The sequence below is a fragment of the Lysobacter sp. 22409 genome (assembly GCF_052045105.1).
Lineage (GTDB): Bacteria > Pseudomonadota > Gammaproteobacteria > Xanthomonadales > Xanthomonadaceae > Lysobacter > Lysobacter antibioticus_B.
Map to the genome: position 1 here is coordinate 1 of NZ_JBQEOE010000084.1, position 8,584 is coordinate 8,584.

General features: G+C 66.4%; 4 protein-coding genes. 1 reads left to right on the forward strand and 3 read right to left on the reverse strand.

The window, feature by feature from the left end; translation table 11 throughout:
- Positions 1-148 precede the first annotated feature (148 nt).
- The 3 genes from ACTJJK_RS22710 to ACTJJK_RS22720 form a co-directional block, all read right to left on the reverse strand.
- The gene (locus ACTJJK_RS22710; RefSeq protein WP_440731319.1) at positions 149-2,326 is read right to left on the reverse strand and encodes a S46 family peptidase; all 2,178 of its coding nucleotides are present in this window, start codon (positions 2,324-2,326) and stop codon (positions 149-151) included.
- Positions 2,327-2,638: 312 nt separating this feature from the next.
- Positions 2,639-4,729 carry a S46 family peptidase gene (locus ACTJJK_RS22715; RefSeq protein WP_440731321.1) on the reverse strand — a complete coding sequence of 697 codons (2,091 nt, stop codon included), beginning with the start codon at positions 4,727-4,729 and terminating at the stop codon, positions 2,639-2,641.
- Between the two features lie 242 nt (positions 4,730-4,971).
- Entirely contained in the window at positions 4,972-7,125 is a 2,154-nt protein-coding gene (locus tag ACTJJK_RS22720; protein ID WP_440731320.1) for a S46 family peptidase, read from the reverse strand.
- 147 nt (positions 7,126-7,272) lie between these two features.
- Between ACTJJK_RS22720 and tdh the strand changes: the two genes are divergently transcribed.
- Complete coding sequence (gene tdh / locus ACTJJK_RS22725) at positions 7,273-8,307, forward strand: L-threonine 3-dehydrogenase (protein ID WP_031374186.1); 1,035 nt, start codon at positions 7,273-7,275, stop codon at positions 8,305-8,307.
- The last annotated feature ends 277 nt before the right edge of the window (positions 8,308-8,584 follow it).

Genomic DNA, 8,584 nt, shown 5'->3' on the forward strand with positions numbered 1-8,584 from the left:
CGGGACATCCCTGTCCCGATGAAAAACGGCCCGCATCCATGCGGGCCGCCCTCCGGGTCTTCTATTGCCTTCGCGAGGCTTAGACGGCGCACATCAACTGCAACGGCAAGGGCAAGGGCAACAACCGCTTCAACGACAGCAGGCCAACCTACTTCCCGCTCGCCGGAACCCCCATCTCCGCCAACAACCTGGGCGCCGGGAACACGTCCTGCAGCACCCAGCGCAAATAGCGCTGGTCGACCGAGATGGTCCGCGTCAACGCCGGGTCGAACAGCCAGCTCGCGCTCACCGATTCCCAGTTGCTGTCGAAGGCGATGCCCGCCAGCTTGCCCTGCCCGTCCAGCACCGGCGAGCCGGAATTGCCGCCGCTGATGTCGAGGTCGGCGAGGAAATTCACCGGCACCGAACCCAAACGCTTGTCGACGAGATTGGCGCTGAAACGCTTGGCCGCGATCGCGTCGAGCAAGGCCGGCGGGGCGTCGAACGGCGGTTTGCCGCTGCTGCGGGCGGCGATTTCCTCGAGCCGGGTGAACGGCAGTTGCTTGGCGCCGTTGTCCTTGGTGTAGGGCGACACCGTGCCGTAGCTGATACGCAGGGAGCCGTTGGCGTCGGGATAGGCCGGCTGGCCGAGGCCCTTGCGGTAGTCGGCCAGCGCTTTCAGGTACACCGGCCGCACGCTCAAGGTCTCGCCGGCGCGGCTGCGGATTTCCCGCTCCATTTCCAGCATCGTCGGCATCACCGCGACCGCGAACTGGATCGCTCCGTCCTTGCCGGCATCCTTGCTCTTCTCGAAGGTGGCGCGGTCGGCCTTGAGCCAGCTCGCACGCTGCTCGGGGTTGGCCAGGCGCGACTTGCCGATGCGGTCGAGCGCGCGCTTGATCGCTTTTTCGTCGTCGCCTTCCAGCCATTGGTCGAGCGCGGCGACGCGCTGTTCTTTCGGCAGCTTGACGTATTCGTGCAGCCAGTAGTTCTGCAACTGCCGGTCCATGCGCACATCAAAGCGGCGGTCGGCCTGCTTGAGCCGGTTCTCGAACGCGCCCAGGTCGCGTTGGCGGTAGCCGTTCTCGCGCTGCGCATCGGGTTTGTCGCGCTCGATCGCCAGCCGGTACAGCTGGGTCGCGGCGCTGAGGGTGCCGGTCGCGTACAACTGGCCGAGCACCAGGTCGCGGTCGCGTTCGGCGCGCGCCTGCTGGCCGAGTTCGACCAGGCGTGCGTGCGCGGCCAAGGTCGCCTCGCCGCCCGCGCCCTGCTTGCGCAGCCATTCCAGCAAACCGGTTTCTTCGCTGCGCTTGGCCTGGGCCGCGTTGGTGCGGCGGAAGCTTTCGATCTGGCTTTCGTAACTCTTGGCCGCCCCCAGCCAACCGCGCAGGGTGCCGACGTACTTGCTTGCGACTTCGGGGCTCTTGCGGCCTTCGGCTTCGATCAAGGCGGCGAGACGGCGGTAATGCGCGGCGACGGTCGGATAGGTCCAGTCGGCGTTGGCCTCGAAATCGTCGGCCATGGCGTAGCGGTTGGTCATGCCCGGAAAGCCGGCGAGCATGACGAAATCGCCCGCGCCCAGCGGCTTGTCGGCGATCTTGAGCCAGCGCTTGGGTTGGTAGGGCACGTTGTCGATCGCGAACGGCGCCGGCTTGCCGTCCTTGCCGACGTAGGCGCGGTAGAAGGCGAAATCGCCGGTGTGGCGCGGCCACGACCAGTTGTCGGTCTCGCCGCCGAAGTTGCCGATGCTTTCCGGCGGCGCATAGACCAGGCGCAGGTCGCGGATCTCGATGCTGCGCTGCAGTTGATAGCGGTTGCCGCCGGAGAAACTGTAGAGACGGCAACCGTAATCGGCCTGGGTCTCGCACTCGGCGACCAGTTGCTTCTCCAGCGCGTCGAGCGCGGCGATGCGCGCGAGCGGGTCGGCCGCGGCGGTCAGCGCCGCCTGCACCCGCGCGGTGACGTCCTGGACCGAATCGAGCACGAAGATGCGCGCGTTGGCACCGGCCGAAACTTCCTCGTTGTTGGTGCCGGTCTTGAACCCGTCGCGCAGCAGGCTTTTCTGCGGCGTCGAATTGAGCTGCAGCGCGGCGAGCGCGCAATGGTGGTTGGTCAGCAGCAGGCCCTTGGGCGAGACGAAGCTCGCGGTGCAGCCGCCGAACGGCACCACCGCGCCGAGCGGGTCGCCTTTCGGGTCGCTCAGTTGCGCGAGCTGCTTGGGCGTCGCCTTCAGGCCGGCCTGTTTGAGCTTGCTCGCGAGTTCGGGGAATTGCTGCGGCGTCCATACGCCCTCGACCGCCCGGGCGGCCCCATGCCAGGCCAGCGTGCACGACAACGTCCCTGCCATGGCCAGTGATCGGGCCAGCACCGTGTATTGCATCAAAGCGTCCCTTGGAAGGCGGGAGGTCGAGTCTAGCCCGCCTGTTTCTGCGAAGGCCATTCCGGATTCGTCGAAGCGCGGCTTGGCGGCGCCCTCGGTTCGTCGCGCTTCAGCGTGTCTGTGGCTGCCGCCCCTGCCCGGCCCCTCGACAATCTAAAAATTTCGTTAGTTCAAGCAAGTCGCGCCGTTCCTACCCCCTTTGGATCGTCGCACTCGCACAAACGCAAACGCCGGTCGGCGAACCGACCGGCGTTTGCGGTGGCAGACGGCTGCGGCGGCTTACTTCTTCGCCGGCACGCCGAGTTCCGTCAGCAGCTGCGGCGCCGGATAGACCTCCTGCATGATCCAGCGCATGTAGCGCTGATCGACCGAGATCATCCGGGTCATCACCGGGTCGAACAGCCAGTTCGAGCTCACCGACTCCCAGTTGCCGTCGAAGGCCAGACCGACCAGCTTGCCCTCGCCGTCGAGCACCGGCGAGCCGGAGTTGCCGCCGGTGATGTCCAGATCGGACAGGAAGTTCACCGGCACCGTCTTCAGGCGCTTGTCGCTCAGGCCGGCGTAGCGCTTGGCCGAGATCGCGTCGAGCAGGTTCTGCGGCGCGTTGAACGGCTCCTGGCCGGTGGCCTTGGCGGCGACCTCTTCGAGCTTGGTGAACGAGGCCTGCTTGCTGCCGTCGAGCTTGGTGTAAGCCTTGACGTTGCCGAAGGTGATGCGCAGGGTCGAATTGGCGTCCGGGTAGACCGCCTGCTTCTTGCTCTTGCGATAGTCGATCACGCCCTGCAGGTAGGCCGGGCGCGCGATCAGGGTTTCGCCGTCGCGGGCCTTGCCTTCCTGCTCCAGGCGCAGCGCCGCCGGGAACAGCGCCTTGGCCATCTGGATCGCCGGATCGCGGCTCTTGTCCATGGCGGCGCGGTCGTCGTCGATCAACGCCAGGCGCTCCTTGGTGCTGCCGAGCTTGGTCTTGGCCAGCTTGTCGAGCGCGCGCTTGATCGCCTTCTCGTCGGAACCGCCGAGCCAGCGGTCGAGTTCGGCGATGCGTTCGCCGGCCGGCAGCTTGACGTACTCGCGCAGCCAGTAAGCCTGCAGCTCGCGGTCCATGCGCGGGTCGTAGCGACGCTCCATCTGCTCCAGCGCGGCCTTGATCGAGGGCAGATCGCGCTGCTGGTAACCGGGCTCGCGCTCGGTGTCGGGCTTGGCGCGTTCGACCGCGAGGCGGTACAGGGTGCCGGACGCGGCGATCACGCCGAAACGGCGCAGCTGCGAGAACACGGTGTCGCGCTCGCGGTGCGCGTTGGCGGCCTCGATCTGCTCGATCATCTTGGCGTGGCCGGCCAACGCCGGCGCGCCGGCCTTGCCGCGCTTGCCGAGCCAGGCCAGCACGGCCTCTTCGTCGGCGTGCTTCTTCTTCGCCGCGCCGATGCGCTCGAAACCTTCGAGCTGGCCGTCGTAGTTCTTCAGCGTGTTCTGCCAGCCGCGCACGGTGCTGGCGTACTTCACGCCGATTTCGGGATCCTGCTTCGCGGTCTGCCCGACCAGAGCGACCAGGTTCTTGTAGTGCTGCGACAGGGTCGGATACATCCAGTCCGCGGTGGCGTCGAACTCGGCCGCCAGGGCGTAGCGGTTGGTGCGGCCCGGGTAGCCGGCGACCATGACGAAGTCGCCCTCGCCGAGCGGCTTATCGGCGATCTTCAGGTAGTGCTTGGGCTGGTAGGGCACGTTGTCCTTCGCGTACGCGGCCGGCTTGCCGTCCTTGCCGACATAGGCGCGATAGAAGGAGAAGTCGCCGGTGTGGCGCGGCCACATCCAGTTGTCGACTTCGCCGCCGTAATTGCCGACGCTGCCGGGCGGCGCGTAGACCAGGCGCACGTCCTTGATCTCGATGCGCCGGAACAGACGGTAGGTGCTGCCGCCGAAAAAGCTGTAGACCTCGCAGGCGTAGCCGGGCTCGGCCTCGCACTGGGCGATCAGTTGCTTCTCTACCGTCTCCAATGCGTGGGTGCGGTCGATCGGTTCGACCGCTTCGGCGATCGCGCTTTTGATCTGCGCGGTCACGTCCTGGATCGAGTCGAGCACGTAGATGCGCGAAGCCGGGCCGGCCGAGACTTCATCGCCCGGGGCCGCGGCGTTGAAGCCGTCGCGCATCAGGTTCTTCTGCGCGGTCGAATTGAGCTGGATCGCGCCGTAGGCGCAGTGATGATTGGTCACCACCAGGCCGCGCGGCGAGACGAAGCTGGCGGTGCAGCCGCCGAGCGAAACCACCGCGCCCATCGGGTCGCCGGTGAGGTCGGCCAACTGCTTGGCGTTGAGCTTGAGCCCGGCCTGCTTCAGCGGCGCGGAGATCTCGGGCAACTGCTGCGGCACCCACATGCCTTCGACGGCCTGGGCCGTCGTGGCGAGGCCGCCCAGCGTGCCGGCCATGACCATGGCCGTAGCCAGTTTCGTGTAACGCATGCGTATACCCCTGATTCAAATAAGAAAATGGCTTCCGATTCTAGCTTGGACGGCACCGGGTCGCCATGTCGAGGCAGAAGCGAGTGCAGAGGAGTGAGGAGTGAGCAAGAAGCGGCGCCGCTGCTCGTTTCTCGCTCCTCTGCGCTCACTCCTCGCTTTTATTCCGCCGGCAACTGCATCTCGCCGAGCAGGTGCGGGGCCGGATACACCTTGGCCAGCAGCCAACGCATATAGCGCATGTCGACGTGGATCGCGCGCTTGTAGCGCGGGTCGAACATCCAGCTGGCGCTGACCGCCTCCCAGTTGCTGTCGAAGTTCAGGCCGATCAAACGACCGTTGGCATCGAGCACGGGCGAGCCGGAATTGCCGCCGGTGGTGTCGAGGTTGGTCAGGAAATCGACGGTCTGGGTCTTCAGTTCGGGATCGACGGTGCTGCCGTAATCGCCCTTGGCGATCGCATCGCGCAAGGCTTGCGGCGCGTCGAAGGGTTTGACGCCGGTGTGCTTCTCGACGATGCCCTGCACCGTCGTCAGCGGCCGATAACGCACGCCGTCGCGCGGGTCCATGGTGCTGACCGCGCCATAGCTCACGCGCAAGGTCGAGTTGGCGTCCGGATACACCGCGCGCCCCTGCGATTTACGAAAGCCGATCAAGGCGCGCATATAGGCCGGGCGCAGGCGCAACAGCTCGCCGTCGCGGCTCTTGGTTTGTTCTTCCAGCGCCAGGATCGCCGGGGTCAGCGCCGCCGCGGCGCGCAACAGGCTGTCGTCGGACCCGGCCAAGGTCTTGGCGTCGGCCTTCATCGCTTGCAGGCGCACCGCCTCGTCGCCGAGCCGGGTGCCTGCATACAGCGCATCGAGGCTCTGCTTGAGGGTGGCGGCGTCTTCGCCGGCGAAGACACGGTCGAACTCAGGTACGCGCGAGGTTTTCGGCAACGCCTTGTACTGGCTCAGCAGATCCAGCAACAACGCCTTCTCGACTTCAGGCGCATAACGGCGCTGCACTTGCTTGAGCCGGCCAGCGATCAGGGTTTCGTCGCGCTGTTGGTAACCGGTCTCGCGCTCGCCGTCGGGCTTGGCGTGTTCGAGCGCCAGGCGCTGCAGGGTCAGGGCCGCGTTCAACAGCTGCGCCTGGGTGCGGATCGCGGTCAATAGCTGATCGCGGTCGCGGGTCGATGCCGCGTCGTCGAGCACTTTCTGCGCCGCATCGATGTCGGCGCGGATCGCCTTGGCATCGGCCTGCTTGCTCAGCCAGGCCAGCATCGCGGTCTCGTCGTCGCGGCGTACGCGCACCGCATCGCTGCGGCGCAGGCCGTCGAGTTCGCCCTGGGCGCGCTTGAGCGTGTTCTTGAAGCCGGCCACTTGCGCGGCATAGCGCACCTTGGCTTCGGCGTCGGAGGCAGCGGCCTGTTCGACCGTCTTGATCATGCCGGCGTACAGGGCCACGCGCGACGGCAGCTGCCATTCGATCTGCTGGGCGAACTCGGCCGCCATGCGATGGCGGAAGGTCACACCGGGGTAACCGGCAAGCATGGCGTAATCGCCTTCGCGCACCGGCTCGGTGGCGATCTGCAGGTGCCCCGGCGGCGCGTAGGGCACGTTGTCGGGCGAGTAATCGGCGGGCTTGCCGTCCTTGCCGACGTAGGCGCGCAACAGGGTGAAATCGCCGCTGTGGCGCGGCCAGACGAAGTTGTCGACCTCGTCGCCGTAGTTGCCGATGGCGTCCGGCGGTGCATACACCAGGCGGATATCGCGCAGTTCCAGTTGGCGGATCAGATAGAAATCGGTGCCGTAGTACATGTTGGCGACGCTGCAGCGATAACCGGCTTCGCGCTCGCACTCGGCGACGACCGCCTTGGTCGCCGCATCGACGGCTTCGTAATAAGCGCGGCCGCGCTTGCCGCGCGCATCGGCGAGGATGCGCTCGGTGACCTTGTCGAAACCGGTGGTGACCAGCACGCGGAAATCCGGGTTGGCCGGCAGCTCGGCGGCGCGGTCGGCGGCGACGAAGCCGTTGCCGATGAGGTCGCGCTCAGGCTTGGAGTTGTACTGGATGACGCCGAAGGCGACGTGGTGGTTGGTCAGCACCAGCCCCTCGCCGGAGACGAAGGCGCCGGTGGCGCCGCCGACCTTGACCACAGCGTTCATCGGCGCGCGGGTCAACTCGGCCAGATCGGCCGGATCGCCCTTGAAACCGGCAGCGCGCAGCTGGCGCGCGATCTCGGGCAGTTGCGAGGGCATCCACATGCCTTCGTCGGCCTGGGCGGCGGTGGCGCACAGCGCCAGGGACAGGGCTAACACACGGGGGCGCATGGTCATTCCGGAACATTACGAAGCCGCGACGATAGGCCAAGCCGGCCGGCGCGGGCAAACCCCCGCCCGGCCCGGGCGACATCGCCGGCGTATAATTCGCGCCTGTCTCCCGCGCGGCACGGCCGCAGCTCTCAGGTATCGATTCCCATGACGCAAACGATGAAGGCTCTGGTCAAGCGCGAAGCCGGTAAGGGCATCTGGATGGAAGAAGTGCCGGTGCCGGTGCCCGGCCCGAACGAGGTTCTGATCAAGCTCGAAAAGACCGCGATCTGCGGCACCGACCTGCACATCTACCTGTGGGACGAGTGGAGCCAGCGCACGATCAAGCCCGGCCTGGTGATCGGCCACGAATTCGTCGGCCGCGTGGTCGATCTCGGCCCCGGCGTGGTCGGCTACCGTCCCGGCCAGCGCGTCTCGGCCGAAGGCCATATCGTCTGCGGCCACTGTCGCAACTGCCGCGGCGGTCGCCAGCACCTGTGCCCGAACACCGTCGGCATCGGCGTCAACCGCAATGGCGCCTTCGCCGAGTACATCGTCATGCCGGCCAGCAACCTGTGGCCGATCCCCGACCAGATCCCGAGCGAGCTGGCCGCGTTCTTCGACCCTTACGGCAACGCCGCGCATTGCGCGCTGGAGTTCGACGTGGTCGGCGAGGACGTGCTGATCACCGGCGCCGGCCCGATCGGCATCATCGCCGCGGGCATTTGCAAGCACATCGGCGCGCGCAACGTGGTCGTCACCGACGTCAACGATTTCCGCCTCAAGCTGGCCGCCGACATGGGCGCCACCCGCGTGGTCAACGTCGCCAACCAGTCGCTCAAGGACGTGATGGCCGACCTGCACATGGAAGGCTTCGACGTCGGCCTGGAAATGAGCGGCAACCCGCGCGCCTTCAACGACATGCTCGACTGCATGTACCACGGCGGCAAGATCGCCATGCTCGGCATCATGCCCAAGGGCGCCGGCGCCGACTGGGACAAGATCATCTTCAAGGGCCTGACCTTGCACGGCATGTACGGCCGCAAGATGTACGAGACCTGGTACAAGATGACCCAGCTCGTGCTGTCGGGTTTCCCGCTCGGCAAGGTGCTCACCCACCAGCTGCCGATCGACGATTTCCAGAAGGGTTTCGACCTGATGGAAGCGGGCAAGGCGGGCAAGGTCGTGTTGAGCTGGAACTGAGCGCGAGGTATCGCCCGGCGACACGATAGGCGATACGAAACCGCTCACGACGAGGGCGCCTAAGGGCGCCTTCGTCGCATCTGCGGGTAGCGCAGCGTGTTTGCACGCGCTGGTTGCCGTTGCCGTTGCCGTTGCCGTTGCCGAGATTTTGATCTGCTTTGCCGCTTTGCCGCTTTGCCGGTCAAGTGGAGACCCGTAGGGCGGCGCACAGGACGTGCGCCGTTTTTCGATAGGACAAGGATGTCCTATCGAAAAATCCCGGCGACAGCATCGCACT